We start from the raw sequence: 19518 nt of genomic DNA, 5'->3' as shown, positions 1-19518 counted from the left end.
GGCAGATGGTTTTGTTCATGTTTTATGCTAATGTATAGCATTTGAAATAGATTGTTTATTTTTAACAGTCTTAACCCTTAAACATTGTCATAAAAGGTACTCGTCATGGACCGATATCAACGTTCTAGTGGTTCGATTGTCCAGCAAGCTGGTTCAGGTATACAAACTTATATGGCGCAAGTCTATGGCTGGATGACTTGTGGTCTGTTGTTAACCGCATTTGTTGCATGGTATGTGGCAAATACGCCAGAAATTTTATCTGCCATCTTCAGTAACTCTATCGTATTTTATGGCTTGATCATTGCACAACTTGCATTGGTGTTTGTGCTGTCTGGTCTGGTGCATAAAATGAGTGGTGCTCTGGCAACAGGGCTGTTTATGCTCTATTCCATGCTAACCGGGCTGACGTTATCCAGTATTTTTGTCGTTTACACCAGTAGCTCTATTGCCAGCACTTTTGTTATTTCGGCAGCGATGTTTGGTGCACTGAGTGTCTATGGTTATACCACGAAGCGTAGCTTGAGCGGTTTAGGCAGTTTCCTGTTTATGGGGCTAATCGGTATTGTATTGGCTTCTCTGGTCAATATCTGGCTAAAAAGTCCGGCTCTGATGTGGGCCATTACCTATATTGGGGTTCTGATCTTTGCTGGTTTGACTGCTTACGATACTCAGAAACTGAAAGAAATGGGTGCTGAACTGGATGTCAATGATAAAGAGAACCTGCGTAGATACTCCATTACTGGTGCACTAACGCTGTATCTGGACTTTATCAACCTGTTCCTGATGTTGCTGCGTATTCTGGGTGATCGTCGTTAATTACTGCGATTTCTGTCCTAAAATATTAAAGACCCTGTTTGGCAGGGTCTTTTGCTACTGGCTTTCAATATAAGGATTTTTCTTCAGTTTGGACTACAACGAATACCGAGAGTTTGAAACAATTAATTATCTGTCAAAGAGATTAATATAAGAAATTGGTGAGCGAATTTTGTTTTGTTATAGACAAGGTAATTAATGATTATTCATGATCTCTAAGATGAATTTTAATTTTCTCGTGGTCGTTATCATTCCTTGGTACGACATCAAACATGCCATTATTACCGAATTGGTCATAGATACTTATATACATGTTGTACCAAGTATCTTGTGTTTTACCAATGGAATCGAATCCCATGAAAATGACGGTAAAACAAAGAGCATTAGCTTTTTGTCTAATTTCTATATCTATAGGATGTGGAATATCTAAATTAAACCACTTAGTATTGCCCACGGAGACGGTCGTATGTTCGCCTAATGACCAGAGAAAATGTGCATAATAACGAAAATACCCGACATTTATATGATAGAGTTGATGAACAGAATCGAGTGCACCGCCGACATTTTTTAATTTTATAATATTCCGTTCCCCACATTGATCTTTTGGCTTAAGAGATACATATGTATTGAATTGATTCCAGAAGAAGTAGTCTTCCCGTTCATTATGAGTTGCGATAAGTTCTTCATTTATTTCTAGATCGGACATGTGATAATATATTTCATTATTCGGTGTTAATTGGATAAATGCTCCCTCTTTTTCCTGATGAGCAGTAGAGTATTTACCTTTTGGGGCATTAACTGATACAGCTATCTGTTTAGCTTGATTCTCCACTTTAGGTGAACAATATATATATAAAATTACATTATTTTCTGATTTATCATGTTGGTATTGTTTAATACAAGATGAATTTTCTGATATTGCTGTAAATTCGTTGGGTTCATTGGTATATGACCAAGTAAAGTTGTCATCTTCTTGTGCATTATAAATAAGTTTCTCTTCTGTATTATAGTCAACTAGATAAATATGTTCTGAAATTAATTTGCTCGAAATGGATATAGTATTACCTGAAATATCAGTTGGTTGTACTTGGATGATGACCGCAACCATATTTCTTGAGTTAGCAAATATATTAGCATTATTACCTTCTTTTATATAACAAAGTTTTATTTTAAGATCATTTAATCCATGCCAATCAGAAGATTGATTAATATTTTTAATATTATCCATAAAACTATCCTCTTAGATCATAGTGTTATTATTTGTAATAATAAATTAGTTTAAAATCCTTGTATAACAAATGGAAATACAAATAAATCTCCTTTAATCATATGTTAATTATGTTCTTATGCCGTTGGTAACTTAGCTGAGGAAACAGTTACGTTGCAGCAGAAAGGGAATGAATCCCTGGAAACATAGATAGAATCTACAGTGGCTAGGGTGAACGATCACTGCCAACAAAAAGGCAACTTGAAAAGTAAAGACTCTACTAAAAGAAAAATAAGAAGATATTCACCTCTCTTCTTTTAGTGTAGAAGAAAAAATCCGCGTATCAACTCATAGGATGGAAAAATGGTTATTAGGCGACTTCTCTGCCGTTAGGCAATCTTACTCCGAAATAACCGATAAGCGATTCCATTTGTAGTGACAATAATCAGCAATAATGGCCATAAACTATGCCAGATAACTGAAAAATCAGCACTTTTTAAATAAATTTGCTTGGTTATATCAGTAAAATGCCGGATTGGGTTTATCCACGTTATGTTTTGCAGCCAGACTGGCATATTTTCGACGGGAGATATATAACCAGAGAGCAAAATAGCTGGCATTATAAACACAAACACACCGATAAAAGCCTGTTGTTGAGTTGAACAGATGGCGGAGATAAGGAGGCCAAACCCAACCAGCGACAATCCATAAACCAGAATACAACCATAAAATAATAACAATGAACCGGAGAAAGGGATCTGGTAACCCAATGTTCCAATCAATAAAACGATACTTGCCTGAATCGTTGCTACGACTAACGCTGGAATGGCTTTGCCAATAAAAATCTGCCAGGTAGTCAGCGGGGAAACCAGTAATTGATCCAATGTTCCCTGTTCTCTTTCACGGGCAACGGAAAGGGCAGTAACGATAAGAACACCAATGGTCGTTATCATGGCAACCAAAGATGGAACGACAAACCATTTATAATCCAGATTGGCGTTATACCAGTTACGAATGATCAACTCACTGTTATTGAGTCCCGGTGCATTACCCAGTAATTCTTTCTGGTAATCCATTACAATGTGTTGAAGGTAATTAGCGGCAATTTGTGCACTGTTTGAATTACGTCCATCCAGCAGGACTTGAATTGAAGTAGGGGTTTGGCTGGCGAGATGGGCACTGAAATTTTGTGGGAAACGGACCAGTAACAGGGCATCACGATTATCCAATGTTGGACGAATTTCTTGTGAACTGTTCAACATAATAACATCAGGAAAGGCTTTCGATTTAGCCAGCCGTTGGGTTAATTCAATGGAAGCCCGTCCTTTGTCTTCATCATAAATTGCAATGGTAGCGTTTTTTACTTCCAGCGTAGCAGCCCACGGAAACAGGCTCATCTGGAAGATCACGGGTAAGATCAGCGTGGCTCGTGTCTTAGGATCTCTCAGGAGAGACTGCAATTCTTTCATGACGAGTGTATATAGACGATGAAACATGTTCTTTCCTTTTAATCCAGATGCCGGCGGGTTTTCCATGCAGTCAGGCTAATAAACACGATGGCACTGGCAATCAGAAACAATAAGTTTGTGATTAAAACAGTACCGACATTACCTACTAAAAATAGCGTCTGTAGGCTACTGACAAAATAACGGGCAGGAACGATATAAGTGAATACCTGAATCAAAGCTGGCATGCTGTTAATTTCAAACACAAAGCCGGATAGCATAATTGCTGGCAAAAAGGCGGTATTCAGGGAAATCATTGCGGCATTAAACTGATTGCGTGTGACCGTTGAAATTAATAATCCCATTCCCAAAGCTGTAGCAAGATACAGGCTGGAAATCAAAGCGAGTACCCAGAGGGAACCATGATAAGGAATGCCCATAATAAACACAGCGAATACCATGCAAAGCACCATAACGAAAGAGCCCAGAACCTGATAAGGCAATAACTTAGAAAGCAACAGTTCGGTTCGGGTAACTTGGGTGGACAGAAGGGCCTCCATGGTGCCGCGTTCCCATTCACGTGCGACAACCAGAGAAGTAAGGATTGCGCCAACGACTGTCATGATAATTGAAATAGCACCGGGGATTAGGAAATGTTGGCTGATAGCGGCAGGATTAAACCAATAACGAACTTGCATATCAATCAATGGAGTCGTTGAAACTCCACGATCCTGACTTTGTTGCTGTAACCAGATTTGCCAGATACCTTTAGCGTAGCTTTGCACAAAATTGGCGATATTGGGTTCACTACCATCTGTGATTACCTGAATCGGAGCATGATCGCCGACACGAGCAAGCCGGGCATCGAAATTAACCGGAATAACAATAATGCCGCGGATTTCACTCGCTTGTATTTTATTGATTAAAAGTTGGCGATCATTGCTGATTGTGGCATCGATATAAGGCGATCCTATAAATGCGTGCACCAACTCGCGGGCATCTTCGCTTTGTTGCTCCATCAAAATTCCGAGGCGAAGTTTGCTGGAATCAAGGTTGATTCCATAACCAAAAATAAACAGTAATATGAGTGGAATAACCACAGCAATTAAGGTACTACTGGGATCGCGGATAATCTGTTTGCTCTCTTTAATACAAAGTGCTTTTAATCGCCGCCATGAAAAACTGACTGCTTTTTGAGTAGAGGGAATAGAAGCAGGATGATTCTGTTCAATGTCACTCATTGCGGCTCCTTATCATAATTCACCACGAGATCGATAAAAACATCTTCCATTGAAGGATTAGGGCGGTCAGTGGCCGATACTTGCTGTTTCAGCTCATCAGGCGTACCTGCTGCAATTAACTTTCCGCGAAAAACCAGCCCGATACGGTCACAATACTCTGCTTCATCCATGAAATGTGTCGTTACCATCACAGTCACACCTTTATCCACCATGCCGTTGATATGCAGCCAGAATTCACGACGAGTCAGTGGATCAACGCCCGAAGTTGGTTCATCTAAAAACAGAATATCCGGTTCATGCATCAGGGCGCAGGCGAGGGCAAGACGCTGTTTAAAGCCGAGTGGCAGGCTGTCGGTAGTTTGGTGCAGAATGGGTCTCAGACTAAAAGCACTGATCATATCTGTCATTTTTTTCTGCTGATGGCGGCCACTCAAACCATAAACACCGGAAAAGAATTTCAGGTTTTGCTCTACAGTTAAGTTGCCATAGAGTGAAAATTTTTGTGCCATATAACCGAGACGCTGGCGAGCTTTATCTGAACTGGTTTTTAAATCCATGTTCAGTACCAGCGCATTGCCGTGAGTAGGGAGCATTAATCCGCACATCATTTTGAATGTCGTCGATTTCCCGGCTCCGTTTGGTCCCAGTAAACCGAAAATCTCCCCGCGTTTCACCTGAAAGTTCACCTGATCTGTCGCCGCAAAATCCCCGAATTTTTTCGTCAGGTTACGGGCTTCTATCACGATTTCTGTCGGATTCGGTGGGATTTGAGGCATGATTTCTGCCAGCTCTGAGCGGTGGGAAGGGCCACCACCTAAGAGGTCGATAAAGGCGTCTTCAAAACGTGGCTCGGCATCCAGCATTTCTACATCGGGTAAACCTAGTTGCTGAAGTAACTCATCTTTATCTGCATCCGCTTTTAAAATTAAACGGAGATATCTGCCCTGGATCACACCATCAGTCACTTGTGGCAAGGTGAGTGCATGTTGCAGTGTTTTTCGGCGTGAGTCAGGTTCGATATCAAGCAGAAAAGAGCGTCCGACAATACTTTGGGTTAATTTCTGTGGTTGGCCGCGATAGAGTAATTCCCCCTGATTCAGTAATAAAACATCAGGGCATAACTCAGCCTCATCCAAATAAGAGGTGCTCCATAAAATCAACATTCCATCGGAAGCGAGTTCATGCACCATCTGCCATAATTCCCGCCGGGCAATGGGATCTACGCCGACACCGGGTTCATCAAGCAATAACACTTTTGGGCTGCCGACCAATGTGCAGGCAAGCCCTAGTTTTTGTTTCATTCCGCCAGAGAGTTTACCTGCCAGCCTGTCAGTAAAACGTGTTAAATCAGTAAAGGTCAGTAACTTTTGGAAGGTGGTTTTTCGTTCTTCTCCGAGTACACCGCGGAGATCAGCATACAAATTGAGATTTTCTAATACGGTTAAATCTTCATACAGACCGAACTTTTGCGGCATATAGCCAAGCTCAGAACGTACTTCAATACTGTCTTTAATGGGATCCAGCCCCATGATTTCAATATTGCCACTATCAGGTTTTAATAACCCTGCCAACATTCTTATCAGTGTGGTTTTTCCTGCTCCATCCGGGCCGACAAGACCCGTTACAGAACCCCCGAAGATTTCTGCATTCAGATGGGATACAGCGGGTTTTTCTAACCCTGGAAAAGTTTTCTCCACGCCGTTCAGTTTTATCGTATATTCTGAACTGGTCATATTTCAGCCTTACTTGTGTGGCTCAGTAAAACGTAATGTGACAGGCATCCCTTGTTTCAACCCCTCATCGGGATCGCTGACAATAATGCGCAATCGGTAGACCAGATCGGTTCTTAAATCCGGGGTTTCAACATTTTTGGGGGTAAATTCAGCGGTCGGAGAAACAAAGCCAATTTTACCGTGATAGGGTTGGTTTTTCCGCCCATCGGTATAAATCAGGATATCGCGTCCTGCCACCGCCTGATCGAGGTTAGGTTCATTGATATATGCTCTGATCCAGACCGGATTAGTCAGTGATAGTGTAAATACTGTATTTCCGGCGGCCAGAATTGCCCCTGGTTCAATGGCTCTGGTAAGAATAATTCCGGCGGATGGTGAAATAAGGCGGGTATCTTGTAAATTGAGTTCAGCTTGTGCGACGGTTGCTTCGGCCTGTGCGAGTTGTGCTTTAGCGGCGGCGATTTCTTCTTTGCGATATCCTGTTTCAAACTGACGTAATTTATCTTTTGCGGCTTGATAAGCGGCCAATGCCTGACGTTGCCCTGTTCTGGCGTTTTCCAGATCATTGGCTGAGATCATTTTACGTTGCCATAATTCCTGTTGACGTTTCAGAAAACTATCGGCAAAGCGGAATGCTGACTCTTTCTGAGCAACTTCGGCGCGTACCTGAGCAATTTCTTCAGAGCGATAACCTGCTTCTGTTTTGGTAAGATTTGCCCTGATTGCATCGCGATTTGCTTTGGCTTGATTCAATGCATTATTAAAAGGGGAGTTATCGAGTTGACCAAGGAGTTGTCCTGCGGTGATGGTATCTCCTTCATCCACCAGCAGATTTTCTAATTTACCACTGACCCGAAAGCCAAGGTTGACAGTTCTGATATCAACATTGCCATATAGGGTTAACTCTTTGTCATTCTTCTCCTGATAATAATAAAGACTAATAACACCGATAATCATGATGATCGCCAATAGGACAAGAGCAAACTTTTTAGTGTTCATACTACTATCCCTTATGCGTTATTAAATTTTCAACTTACGCTGTTTGTTGGTTATTTTTTTCGCAACCCATTAAGCAAAACATTAATGTGTTGAGTCAAAACCTGGTTAATTAATTCGTACTCTTTGGTGCCAATATTATCCCAACCGGTTTGGCGTAATAGAGCTTCTCGTGCCAGCCGGAAAGAGAGGATCTCGCCTAATAAGGCATGAGTATGGATTTGTGTTGAAATTTTTCCTTCATCAGCACCGATATAATAGGCGATCAACTTATTCAAGCGAGAGTAAATTGGGGCAAGCCCTTGTTCATGGATGACGCTATAAGCTTCTGTCGGTGTCAATTGCTCATGTGACATAATGCGACTGAGATTCAGACTGCTTTTATCGAAAATAAGACGGTTATAGCTAATCAAGCCTTGATGAATAAATGCCAGTATCTGGTCTTGTGAGTAAGGTTGAGGAGTAGTGATAAAAAATTGGTCAATAGTTTTAATCAGCAGAGAAAATTCAGCTTTTAGTCTTTCTGCAATATGGTGTGCGACAGCCAGGTATAACCCTTCTTTGGAGCCAAAATAATAAGCGATAGCAGCGATATTCTGTTTTGCGTGTTGGGCAATATTACGAGTGGTTGCACCTTCCAGACCTGATTTACCAAAAATTTCTAATGCAGATTCAAGAAGTTGTTGTTTAGCTTGTTCACCTCGTGAAGTCTGAGCCGTTTTCGCTGCCATGTTAAGAAATATCCTGTGATAAAAATTGCTGAAATGGTTATAAATATATCAATCGTATGATTAACTTTAAAGCTATAGCCACTGGATTTCAAGATACAGTCAACAAAGCTAAATTTGCACGACAAACGACAAAGAGTATAAAACAGGCTGATGTAAATTTACTTGTGTACTCATGCTGATTGAAAAAACTTATCTGTTATAATGCACCCTTATGGAGCATTGCAGTTTGTGTAATTTCTTTTGCGATTTAATCGCGTCTGTTTTTTCTTCCCATAAAACTGCCCCTGAATTGATATCAGGAATGGTGAAGTCTGGAGTATTTCTTATTTATGAATTTTGAGTCACTCGGCTTGTCGGCTGATATTTTGCGTGCCATTGAAGAACAAGGCTATGCAGAACCTACCCCTATTCAGCGACAGGCAATTCCTGTTGTGCTATCTGGTAAAGATCTCCTGGCTAGTGCCCAGACAGGAACGGGGAAAACGGCGGGCTTTACTTTACCTGTCTTGCAGTTATTGAGCGAATCTCCCATTCAATCCAAAGGGCGTCGGCCGGTCAGGGCATTAATCCTGACACCAACCCGTGAATTAGCCGCACAAGTTGGTGAAAATGTGCGTAATTACAGCAAATATCTCCGATTGCGTTCATTTGTAGTATTTGGTGGTGTTAGCATCAATCCACAAATGATGAAATTACGTGGTGGAGTCGATATTTTGGTCGCCACACCGGGCCGTTTGCTGGATCTGGAACATCAAAATGCCGTGGACTTATCCCATGTGGAAATTCTGATTTTGGATGAAGCCGACCGCATGCTGGATATGGGATTTATCCATGATATCCGTCGGGTACTGAACAAACTACCCGCTAAACGTCAGAACTTACTGTTTTCAGCTACATTCTCTGATGAAATCAAAAATCTTGCTAATAAATTGCTGCGTGATCCGGTTAGTGTGGAAGTCGCTCGTCGTAACTCGGCTTCTGAACAGATCGATCAGTCTGTCCATTTTGTGGACAAGAAACGTAAGGGAGAATTGCTTTCTTATATGATTGGCAGCCAAAACTGGCAGCAGGTATTGGTATTTACCCGAACTAAACATGGTGCGAACCGTCTGGCAGAACAACTTAATAAGGATGGTGTTGCTGCGGCGGCTATTCATGGCAACAAGAGTCAAGGAGCCAGAACTCGTGCATTGGCCGATTTTAAAGCAGGCCGGATACGTGCATTGGTCGCGACGGATATTGCTGCTCGTGGATTGGATATCGACCAATTGCCTCATGTCGTTAACTATGAATTACCTAATGTTGCAGAAGATTACGTACACCGTATTGGCCGCACTGGTCGCGCAGAAGCAACAGGGCAGGCAATATCACTAGTGTGTGTTGATGAGCATAAGCTATTAAAAGATATTGAACGCTTGCTGAAACGGGAAATTCCACGTATCGCGATTCCTGGTTATGAACCCGATCCCTCCATTAAAGCGGAGCCTATCCAGAATGGACGCAACGGGCGCAGTAATCAATCCCGTGGTCAGGATCAGCGAAGCAGTAACAAACAGGATAGTCAGCAACATCATAGTCGTAACCCACGTGATAGTCGTAACCCACGTGGCAAAGGTGCATCATCACAGCAGCGCCGTCATCGTAGGCCAGCCAAAGTGGCAGCAGGAGAGTAATTCCATGCGTGTTTTGCTGGCTCCGATGGAAGGGGTTTTGGATTCATTGGTTAGGGTGTTATTGAGTGAGGTCAATGAGTATGACCTTTGCATTACCGAATTTTTGCGTGTAGTGGACCGCTTGTTGCCAGTGAAATCTTTTTACCGTTTATGTCCTGAATTGCATCATCAGAGCAGGACTCCATCGGGTACGCCGGTCAGGATACAACTTTTGGGGCAATATCCTGAATGGTTGGCTGAAAATGCGGTCAGAGCGGTGGAATTGGGATCGTGGGGAGTTGATTTAAATTGTGGTTGTCCTTCCAAAACAGTTAATGGTAGTGGAGGAGGGGCCACGTTACTGAAAGATCCTGAACTTATCTATCGTGGTGCTAAAGCCATGCGAGAAGCTGTACCGGCAGAATTGCCGGTTACAGTCAAAGTACGTCTGGGGTGGGATTCCGATGCCCGTCAGTTTGAAATTGCGGATGCTGTTCAGCAAGCGGGTGCAACGGAATTGGTTGTGCATGGGCGTACTAAGGAAGATGGCTATAAAGCAGAATGCATAAATTGGCAGGCGATTGGCGAGATCCGCCGACGCCTTACTATTCCGGTGGTCGCTAATGGTGAAATATGGGATTGGCAGAGTTCACAGGAGTGTATCGAAGTTACTGGATGTGATTCGGTAATGATTGGACGTGGTGCGCTGCACGTGCCGAATCTAAGCCGAGTTATTAAATATAATGAACCGAAAATGGCATGGCATGAGGTGCTCCAGCTCCTGCAAAAATATATCTGGCTGGAAAAGCAGGGAGATACAGGCATATATCATGTCACACGTATCAAGCAATGGCTTGGTTATCTACGTAAAGAATATGATGAAGCTGATGAACTATTTATGCAAATCAGAGCATTGAAAACTTCATCTGCTATATCTGAAGTTATTTCTTTAGCCGTAGAGAGTGGTTTGTATGTATAATTAATTAAAGTGGCAGTGTAATTTTTATTATATACCTTTCTTCACACTACATATCGAACGTGAAAATATGGCACTATTCAACTGAATTTAAAGGTTAAATAGTAAAGTATTAGGTTATTCAGAATCACTGAAAATGCACGATAAAGTCATTGGTACTTTTATCGAAACAACATATTATGTTGGCGGTCGATCAGCAGGTTGAATACATGACCTTACTCTGTAATTCACTGAAGGAAATGACAATGAAATTAGAAACACTGTCCATCCATGCCGGTTACTCACCTGACCCTACAACCAAAGCCGTTGCAGTCCCAATCTATCAAACAACGTCCTACTCTTTTGATGATTCCCAGCATGGTGCTGATTTATTTGATTTAAAAGTTGAAGGCAACATTTACACCCGCATCATGAACCCCACTAATGATGTATTGGAAAAACGTATCGCTGCTTTAGAAGGAGGAGTTGGGGCGCTTGCAGTTGCTTCTGGCATGGCGGCAATCACCTACGCCATCCAGACAATTACTGGCTTGGGAGATAATATTGTCTCCGTAGCAAAATTGTATGGCGGTACTTATAACTTAATGGCACACAATTTTCCGAATATTGGGATTGAAGTTCGTTTCGTTGATCATAATGATTTTACTACCCTTGAAGCGATGATTGACGAAAAAACCAAAGCCGTCTTTTGCGAAACCATCACTAATCCAAGCGGGAATATTGTTGATATCCAGGCATTAGCTGATATTGCCCATCGGCACGGCATTCCGCTTATTGTCGATAATACTGTTGCAACACCTTATTTATGCCGCCCGTTTGAACATGGCGCGGATATTATCATTCACTCTTTGACCAAGTATATCGGCGGTCATGGAACTTCTATTGGTGGAATAATTGTTGATTCAGGCAAATTTTCTTGGGCAGAACATCAAGATCGTTTTGCGGTTTTAAATACACCGGATCCTTCCTATCACGGAATAAACTACATCGAACATTTTAGTTCCGCGGCGTTTATCGCTCGCTGCCGTGTCGGGCAACTGCGTAGCACTGGTGCGGCACTTTCCCCTTTTAATGCCTTCTTGATCCTACAAGGTCTTGAAACATTGGCTCTTCGTATGGAGCGCCATACTGAAAATGCCCTGAAAGTTGCTCAGTATCTGGAACAACATTCTCAGGTTTCCTGGGTTAATTACGCAGGATTGCCGGCACACCCTGAATATGATTTGGCTGTTCGATATATGGATGGTAAATCGTCTGCTATTATCTCTTTCGGCATCAGAGGAGGAGAAAAAGCAGCGATACGCTTTATCGATACCCTGCAATTGATTATACGTTTGGTTAATATTGGTGATGCAAAATCATTGGCTTGTCATCCAGCATCCACAACTCACCGTCAACTGAATGATGAAGAGTTGGTAAAAGCTGGAGTGTCACGTGATCTGATCCGTCTATCTATCGGAATCGAACATATTGATGACATTATTGCCGATCTTGCACAAGCACTGGATGCAGCAAAATAATTTTCAATATTATTTGAATAAAAGCCTAAATTGGATAGGCTTTTATACTGTTATGAGAATATGTGGGTTCTGAAGATAAATAAGATTATTTATATTAATTAATCCATTTTTTGATTTTTTTATCTTATTCTGATTTTTATAAATATTATTTATGGTAATTTTCAGTCGATCTACAAGTCTTATTATTTATAAAAATTAGGTTTGACTAATTTATTGTAATGCTTAATCTGGAAAAATTAATATTGATATTAAATTAATTAGTGCAGATTTTTAATATCAGCGAATTCTATAAATATCACTAATCACTTACAAATATCTTATCTTTTCCTATTTGCAATTCTTTTATTTAGTGTCTTAAATTAGGACGTGGAATTAAGAAACTTTCAGTAAGATCACCCCATAGCTATTTTTAGTTCTTAACTAATATAAATCTTATTTAACTATAAATTCAGGAGGTTGGATATGGGTATCTTGTCATGGATTATCTTTGGTTTAATTGCCGGAATCATAGCGAAGTGGATTATGCCGGGAGATAATAGCAGTGGTATCATTATGACGGTGATTTTAGGGATCATTGGTGCGGTTGTTGGTGGTTATATCAGTACTTTTTTGGGTATGGGAAAAGTAGATGGTTTTAACCTGGGGAGTTTCGCTATTGCAGTTATTGGCGCATTAATCGTTCTGTTTATATACCATAAAGTTTCTAACTAATCGATTAGCAAAATTAATAGGTTTAATTTGGTTGATATCATATGATCGATAGAAAAAAGTATTAGAAAAAGGGCATGATACTTTAATGCCCTTTTAAATTTCGGTGTGTTTAAAATTTATCAGACAGATCACTATTTTTCTAATGGAAGCATATCATCTGCTCCCCATTCCGCCCAGGAACCATCATATAGCCCTGCTGTTTTATGACCGATTATATCAAGTCCTAATACTAAAACGGCTGCTGTCATACCAGAGCCACAACTGGTAATAATTGGTCGGTTTAAATCGACGCTTTGATGTTTAAAGATGTGTTCGATTTCATCTGGTGATTTATAGCGTCCATTCTCAATTAATGCTGTCCACGGGACATTTTTGGCGCCAGGAATATGACCCATTCTTAAACCGGGACGCGGCTCTGGTACTTTGGCCTGAAAACGATCTTCCGCTCTGGCATCAATAAACTGTGTCGGCGCATTGCCTTGCAGGGCATCAAGGATCTGTTGTTGGGAAAAAACATATTCAGGCGTAAATTGAATATTGAATTTCTGGGGCTGGCGGTTGACTGCTCCTGATTCTGTTGGATAACCCGCCTGTTGCCAGCCTTGTAAGCCACCTTCCAGAATACGGATATGCTGAGCACCAAAAATCTTAAACGTCCACCACGCACGAGGGGCAGAAAACATATTCCCCTGATCGTAAATCACTACCAAATGACTTTCACTTATTCCCATTGCGCTGGCAGCCAGCCGGAAAGTTTCTGGCTCCGGTAGCATATGTGGTAATTCGGTTTGGAGATTAGCTATTTTATCAAGATCAAAAAACTGGCTGCCTGGGATATGGTTCTCCACCCACTTCTGATGATAGTCGATAGTTTGGGTTGGCATAGGAGCACTGGCATCAATAATGACGACATTCTCATCATTGAGATGTTCGCTTAGCCACTGTGGAGTCACAAAATATTCATTGTTCATAAGCTTCCTCATCTGATGTGCATGTCGGATATTGCATACATTATGCTGTTCAGTGCAAATACTGTTAAGTTCAGGGGGACGATAAATTTGAAAGTGTATTGATTACTATTGTTGTTCTGTTGATGTAGTTTCCTGTTGTACTACTTCCTGCTGTATTTGCTCTTGCTGTGTTTGTTGAGGTTCTTCTGTTGATGCTGTTGAACGGTTATACATATTCATTCCTGCTAAAATAATGCCGCCAATGGAGCCAAGAGTGAATAATACGATAATAATAAGCAGGATTTTTTTCATCTTTGTTTCTCAATAACGTTCTTAGTTACAAGGTTTTTTTAGTTACAAGGTCTTTGTCACATAGAAAGTCAGCAGTATATAGTCTTCTGCATTCCAGACAAGCGATATACCCTCCACTTTTCAAAAGCTGTTTCCAATAATGACGATATCAGGCTGATCTGATAACAACTCTGTGGGAGAATAGTACTCCAATTTTTATGCAGCAAAACTCATGGCACTTTCCAATTCAATAAAAACTCAAATCAGCCAATGGTATAAGGCACTATCCATTCATATCAATGGTTTCGTTCCAAGAGCTTCGCAGCGTCAGATGATTGCCGAAGTAGCAAAAACATTGGCTGATGAAGAAGGGCGGCATTTAGTGATAGAAGCACCAACAGGTGTGGGAAAAACGCTGTCTTATCTTCTCCCCGGTATTGCTGTCAGTCGGGCGGAAAAAAAACCACTGGTGGTAAGTACAGCCAATGTCGCCTTGCAAGATCAGATTTACAGTAAGGACTTACCATTATTGCGAAAGATTATTCCCGATTTGAAATTTACCGGGGCTTTTGGTCGTGCGCGTTACGTTTGTCCGCGTAATCTGGAGGCTATCTGTGCTGCTGATGGAGAGCAAATTGATTTGATGTTTCTGATGGAAGATCAGATAACGATTGCTAATAGTGAGGAACGGGAGCTGTGCCGCCGATTACGCAATGATTACACCACTTTTGTCTGGGATGGTTTACGCGATCATCATAAACTGGCATTGCCGGATACGCTATGGTCAAAGATCAGCACGGATAAAATGAACTGTCTGGCGAGAAACTGTCAGTTTTACCATCGCTGCCCATTCTTTCTTGCCAGAAGGGAAATTGAAGATGCTGATGTCGTAGTTGCCAATCATGCTTTGGTTATGGCAGCACTGGAAAGTGAATCTGTCTTACCAGAAGCTAAAAATTTGCTGTTGGTTTTGGATGAAGGCCATCATGTTCCCGATGTTGCAAGAGATTCACTGGAAGTTGAAGGGGAAATCACGTTATTTCAGTTAAATGGGCAACTGGATTCATTTGTTCGTCATGTAGAACAGTATTTGCTTCAGTTTCGCCCGGCAAAACCACCCACTTTGGCCAATACTACCCGTTTGCAGACACACTGTGAAAAAATCCGTGAATGTTTTAAAGAACTATCGGGTATTACACAGGTATTGTTGCCTGAAAACAGTGAAGTGGAAGAATATCTGTTTGAATTGGGAAAACTGCCGGATAATTTGCTGTTGTGTTGCCAGCAACTCTTTAAACTTACTGATGGATTACGTGGCTTATCTGAAGCGATTTTAAGTGATCTTACCGAGCAAACAGCCAAACAGGATATTGTCAGGCTGCACCGTGCTATCTTGCAGACTAGCCGGACATTAGGTTATTTCGAAAATATGACAAAACTATGGCGATTGGCTGTACAGGAGGAATCTTCCCATGCTCCGATATCAAAATGGTTAACACGCCGTTATGAGAAGAGTCAGTCACATTTCTACTTTCATTGCGCAGGCATTCGGGTAAGTGAGCAATTAACTCAATTATTATGGCGGAATATTCCTCATGTTGTGGTGACATCGGCAACATTACGTTCCCTGAATAGTTTTTCCCGTATTCAGGAGCTGACGGGTTTACATGAAAATCATGATGATCGCTTTATTACGTTATCATCTCCTTTTGAGCATGTGCGGCAAGGGCATCTGGTTATTCCTCAGATGACAGAAGAACCCACAATTCATAATGAAATGAAACATCTTGAAGAGATGGCTCGTTATTTTCGTGCACAAGTTTTGCAGGGTAAACATCAGGGAATGTTGGTGTTATTTAGCAGCCAACGAGCAATGGACGGTTTTCTCATTTTCGTAAAAGACTTACGATTGATGTTACTGGTGCAAGGAGATCAGCCGCGATATCGACTGGTGGAAACCCATTGCAAACGTATTGATGAAGGGCAGGCCAGTGTTCTGGTTGGGTTACAATCTTTTGCGGAAGGGCTGGATCTAAAAGGCGATTACCTTTCACAAGTGCATATCCACAAAATTGCTTTTCCACCTGTTACAAATCCCGTCATTATTACTGAAAGTGAATGGCTTAAGTCTTTGAAGCGTTATCCATTTGAAGTGCAAAGTCTGCCGAGTGCTTCTTTCAGTTTGATCCAACAAGTGGGGAGATTGATACGCAGCCATGAATGTTATGGGGATGTAGTGATTTACGACAAACGGTTATTAACCAAGCGTTATGGTTCCCGATTGCTGAAGGCGTTGCCTGTATTTCCGATTGAACAGCCCAAAATACTCTCGGAAGAAGAATTAGTGCGGATGAAAAAGGATAAATAATAAAAGAGTTAATATTATTTATCCTTTAAGCAGAATTTTATGGATAACCGCTATTTATCCTACTTTTTTCAGGAAGCAGGTTTTTAATACTAATCCTTTGATTTTATCGGCATTACATTCAATTTCATCTTCCCGGTTGGTAAGGCGAATATTCTTAATTAATGTGCCACGTTTCAATGTCTTAGAGGTTCCTTTGACTTTCAGATCTTTAATGACCTGGACTGAATCACCCTCATTCAGTAGTGCACCATTAGTATCTTTGACTTCGATATCCATCGTATATGATCCTTATGTTTATTTTTAGAACAGACAGGATTATAGAGAGAAAAATAATTTTTTAAAGGTTAGTATGATTTTTTATGCTAAAACTTCTATTTTTAGATATTTTTAATAACAAAAAAGGCCGTGGTAACGGCCTTAAAATCATGAAAGGATACTTTTAATATCTTATTGCTCAATATTTGCTTCAATAAACCATAAAAATTTGTCGAGATCACGGGAAGCGGCGGTGAACATATCTGCTGTGTCTTCATCTTTTGCATCAACAATAGCCTGACGGACATCATTGGCAACGATGGCATAGCGATCTGCCAGTGCTTTTAAGTGATCTTGCACATCATGAATATCTGTTGGATAACTTTCTAACCGAGTCTCTTTATGAACATCCTGAGTTGTTCCCAGAGCAGTACCGCCTAACTGCACTACACGTTCTGCAAAAGTATCGAGATGCTCAACAAGTGTGGTACGGAAATCATCCAGCATTTGATGAATGGCAATAAAGTTTTTGCCGCGTATATTCCAGTGAGCTTGTTTGGTCATCAGGGACAAGTCAATAAATTGGATCACCATATGGTTCAGGGTAGAAATAGAACTTTGCTTAATACCCTCATCAATATTATTACGGGTGTAAATCAGCTTAGAGGGATTTTTTCTGATAAATTTTGCTGTACTCATCGTAACGCTTCCTTAATTTGAACTATACTTATCGTCTTTCAGGTTTCAGCCCTGCTGGCTGTATTTTGAAATCCAAAAGATATAATGAATTATTTTATTGGATATATTAAAAGTAGCTGATCATTTATCAGAAGTCATATTGCTTTATTCTATCAAATTGATAGTTGATAAAAATATCATTAATCAACAATGGTAATAATCAAAACCGGATAATACTAAGTTCATCCGGCCTTGATGAGTTATGTAATATGATAAAGCAACTTATTCAACCTTTTCGATTTTGGTTTTCTGTTTCACGGTGGAAGTAGAACCAATTGAGGCACAGATAATGCAGAAAAGGGCAATCCATTGCGTCGTAGTTAAGTGCTCGTTCAGGAAAATGATACCTGACAAGGCACCTAATGCAGGTTCCAGACTCATTAAAGTACCAAATGTTTTGGCAGGTAAGCGGGTAAGCGCAATCATTTCCAGTGTATAGGGAAATGCGGTCGATAAAATGGCGATCCCTAAAGCAACGGGCAGTAATGAGACATCAAACAGGAGTTCGGGGCCGGTTTGGATTAATCCTACTGGAAAGAAAATCAAGGCAGCAATTAATGAACCAATAGAAACTGTTGCAGCACCATAGCCTGCACCAGCACGTTGACCGAAGATAATATAGAGCGCCCAAAAAAAACCGGCTCCTAATGCATACAAAATACCTATAGGATCAAGTGTGCTGACATCGTCCCCAATAGGTAACAGAAAACCTAATCCGGCAATGACCAAAGCGATCCAGAGAAAATCCAGTGGACGACGTGAGGAAAACATGGCAACAGCAAGAGGACCAGTAAATTCAAGCGCAACGGCAATACCAAGAGGAATTCTGGAAAGTGCCATGTAAAACAGATAATTCATTCCACCGAGTGAAATACCGTAGGCAAGGAGAGGAATGATTGATGACCGCTGAAATTTCAGACGCCAGGGCTTAAAGATCAGGAATAAAATCATTGTCCCCAATGCGAGTCTCAGAGCTGTTACACCGGGCGCACCAATGACATGAAATATTGTTTTGGCTAATGATGCACCAGCTTGAATTGATGTCATTGAAAATAACAATAAAATGATAGGAAGCAGAGGAAAAGATGCCGCCCGATGTTTGGAAAGAGACATTTGCAGAAAACCTCAATTACAACATGTTATTTAGGGAGGGTTATCTTCGCAGCGAAATAATCAGAACTCAACTGTATTATGTGTTGTATGTTCATTAAGCTAACGTATAATCAAAAATTAAAAAAATAATAATGTGGAGTTTAGACATGAAAGAGACTGTATTGAAGAGTTCATCAAAAAAAAATGAGGCAATAAAGAGCATTGCGGTTTATTGTGGTTCAAGTTTGGGAGCATCTGAAATTTATAAAGAGAATGCTATTCTTTTTGCAAAAGAGCTTGTTAAACGTGGTATTACTTTGGTGTATGGTGGTGCCAGTGTAGGAATTATGGGAACAGTTGCAGATACAGTATTACACGAAGGAGGCAGAGTTATTGGTGTCATTCCGGCATTGCTGGAAGAACGTGAAATTTCTCATAAGAATTTATCTGAACTTCATATTGTGGAAACTATGCATCAGCGTAAAAATAAAATGATTGAACTTGCTGATGGTTTTGTTGCATTGCCTGGTGGTTTTGGTACATTGGAAGAATTTAGTGAAGTCTTTACATGGAGTATGATTGGCCTTAATAGTAAACCATGTGGTATTCTGAATATCAATAATTTTTATGATCCTCTTATCTCTATGATTAATAAAATGGCGGACGAGTGGTTTTTGCAGGAAAAATATCGCAATATGGCGATTATTGAGAAAAATCCTACTGTGTTACTTGACCGTTTTGAACATTATGTAGTGCCTTCAATAAAAACTTACAATTAATACTGATATTAGGAGCGCAG

The 19518-nt window shown here is 40.8% G+C and carries 18 protein-coding genes and 1 pseudogene; 8 read left to right on the top strand and 11 right to left on the bottom strand.

What is annotated here, in order from left to right; translation table 11 throughout:
• The first annotated feature begins 105 nt into the window (after positions 1–105).
• Positions 106–816: a Bax inhibitor-1/YccA family protein gene (locus AAC147_RS16435; protein WP_047682973.1), complete on the top strand. Its 711-nt coding sequence runs from the start codon at positions 106–108 to the stop codon at positions 814–816.
• Between the two features lie 199 nt (positions 817–1015).
• On the opposite strand, the gene AAC147_RS16430 is transcribed toward AAC147_RS16435, so the two are convergent.
• From AAC147_RS16430 to cecR, 6 genes are all read right to left on the bottom strand, one after another.
• Positions 1016–2041, bottom strand: a complete 1026-nt coding sequence (locus tag AAC147_RS16430; protein ID WP_047682972.1) for a hypothetical protein — start codon at positions 2039–2041, stop codon at positions 1016–1018.
• A gap of 368 nt (positions 2042–2409) precedes the next feature.
• Positions 2410–3516 (bottom strand): ABC transporter permease, encoded by a 1107-nt coding sequence (locus AAC147_RS16425; protein ID WP_047682970.1) that lies wholly within the window; start codon positions 3514–3516, stop codon positions 2410–2412.
• 11 nt (positions 3517–3527) lie between these two features.
• Positions 3528–4706 carry an ABC transporter permease gene (locus AAC147_RS16420; RefSeq protein ID WP_052189600.1) on the bottom strand — a complete coding sequence of 393 codons (1179 nt, stop codon included), beginning with the start codon at positions 4704–4706 and terminating at the stop codon, positions 3528–3530.
• On the bottom strand, positions 4703–6439 hold the full coding sequence (locus AAC147_RS16415; RefSeq protein ID WP_047682968.1) for an ATP-binding cassette domain-containing protein: 1737 nt from the start codon (positions 6437–6439) through the stop codon (positions 4703–4705). The genes AAC147_RS16420 and AAC147_RS16415 overlap by 4 nt, the downstream gene beginning before the upstream one ends.
• 9 nt (positions 6440–6448) lie before the next feature.
• Positions 6449–7438: a secretion protein HlyD gene (gene hlyD, locus AAC147_RS16410; RefSeq protein WP_047682966.1), complete on the bottom strand. Its 990-nt coding sequence runs from the start codon at positions 7436–7438 to the stop codon at positions 6449–6451.
• Between the two features lie 50 nt (positions 7439–7488).
• Entirely contained in the window at positions 7489–8166 is a 678-nt protein-coding gene (cecR, locus tag AAC147_RS16405; protein ID WP_047682964.1) for a transcriptional regulator CecR, read from the bottom strand.
• A 329-nt stretch (positions 8167–8495) separates the two neighbouring features.
• Here cecR and rhlE point away from each other — a divergent pair, with 329 nt between their 5' ends.
• From rhlE to AAC147_RS16380, 5 genes and pseudogenes are all read left to right on the top strand, one after another.
• Positions 8496–9839: an ATP-dependent RNA helicase RhlE gene (gene rhlE, locus AAC147_RS16400; protein ID WP_047682962.1), complete on the top strand. Its 1344-nt coding sequence runs from the start codon at positions 8496–8498 to the stop codon at positions 9837–9839.
• 4 nt (positions 9840–9843) lie between these two features.
• On the top strand, positions 9844–10797 hold the full coding sequence (dusC, locus tag AAC147_RS16395; RefSeq protein WP_047682961.1) for a tRNA dihydrouridine(16) synthase DusC: 954 nt from the start codon (positions 9844–9846) through the stop codon (positions 10795–10797).
• 91 nt (positions 10798–10888) lie between these two features.
• Positions 10889–10999, top strand: a pseudogene (locus AAC147_RS16390) (IS1 family transposase); the annotation flags it as partial.
• Positions 11000–11039: 40 nt separating this feature from the next.
• On the top strand, positions 11040–12314 hold the full coding sequence (locus AAC147_RS16385; protein WP_047682959.1) for a bifunctional O-acetylhomoserine aminocarboxypropyltransferase/cysteine synthase: 1275 nt from the start codon (positions 11040–11042) through the stop codon (positions 12312–12314).
• Positions 12315–12776: 462 nt separating this feature from the next.
• Positions 12777–13025 carry a GlsB/YeaQ/YmgE family stress response membrane protein gene (locus AAC147_RS16380; RefSeq protein ID WP_047682958.1) on the top strand — a complete coding sequence of 83 codons (249 nt, stop codon included), beginning with the start codon at positions 12777–12779 and terminating at the stop codon, positions 13023–13025.
• Positions 13026–13156: 131 nt separating this feature from the next.
• On the opposite strand, the gene sseA is transcribed toward AAC147_RS16380, so the two are convergent.
• A complete protein-coding gene (gene sseA / locus AAC147_RS16375) occupies positions 13157–13996 on the bottom strand; it encodes a 3-mercaptopyruvate sulfurtransferase (RefSeq protein ID WP_047682956.1) in 840 nt (279 codons plus the stop codon).
• Positions 13997–14101: 105 nt separating this feature from the next.
• Positions 14102–14287, bottom strand: a complete 186-nt coding sequence (locus AAC147_RS16370; RefSeq protein WP_047682954.1) for a hypothetical protein — start codon at positions 14285–14287, stop codon at positions 14102–14104.
• A gap of 211 nt (positions 14288–14498) precedes the next feature.
• Here AAC147_RS16370 and dinG point away from each other — a divergent pair, with 211 nt between their 5' ends.
• Complete coding sequence (gene dinG / locus AAC147_RS16365) at positions 14499–16634, top strand: ATP-dependent DNA helicase DinG (protein ID WP_047682952.1); 2136 nt, start codon at positions 14499–14501, stop codon at positions 16632–16634.
• A gap of 54 nt (positions 16635–16688) precedes the next feature.
• On the opposite strand, the gene AAC147_RS16360 is transcribed toward dinG, so the two are convergent.
• The 3 genes from AAC147_RS16360 to rhtA all read right to left on the bottom strand — a co-directional run bounded on the left by AAC147_RS16360 (position 16689) and on the right by rhtA (position 18740).
• Positions 16689–16910: an alkylphosphonate utilization protein gene (locus tag AAC147_RS16360; RefSeq protein WP_047682950.1), complete on the bottom strand. Its 222-nt coding sequence runs from the start codon at positions 16908–16910 to the stop codon at positions 16689–16691.
• Positions 16911–17081: 171 nt separating this feature from the next.
• Positions 17082–17588 carry a DNA starvation/stationary phase protection protein Dps gene (gene dps / locus AAC147_RS16355; RefSeq protein ID WP_047682949.1) on the bottom strand — a complete coding sequence of 169 codons (507 nt, stop codon included), beginning with the start codon at positions 17586–17588 and terminating at the stop codon, positions 17082–17084.
• A 261-nt stretch (positions 17589–17849) separates the two neighbouring features.
• A complete protein-coding gene (gene rhtA, locus AAC147_RS16350; RefSeq protein ID WP_047682948.1) occupies positions 17850–18740 on the bottom strand; it encodes a threonine/homoserine exporter RhtA in 891 nt (296 codons plus the stop codon).
• A gap of 146 nt (positions 18741–18886) precedes the next feature.
• Between rhtA and AAC147_RS16345 the strand changes: the two genes are divergently transcribed.
• Positions 18887–19498: an LOG family protein gene (locus AAC147_RS16345; RefSeq protein ID WP_052189599.1), complete on the top strand. Its 612-nt coding sequence runs from the start codon at positions 18887–18889 to the stop codon at positions 19496–19498.
• Positions 19499–19518: the final 20 nt, after the last annotated feature.

The sequence above is a fragment of the Xenorhabdus sp. NBAII XenSa04 genome, from assembly GCF_963866145.1.
In the GTDB taxonomy this organism is placed as follows: Bacteria; Pseudomonadota; Gammaproteobacteria; order Enterobacterales; family Enterobacteriaceae; genus Xenorhabdus; species Xenorhabdus indica.
This window is presented reverse-complemented; position numbering and strand designations above follow the sequence as displayed.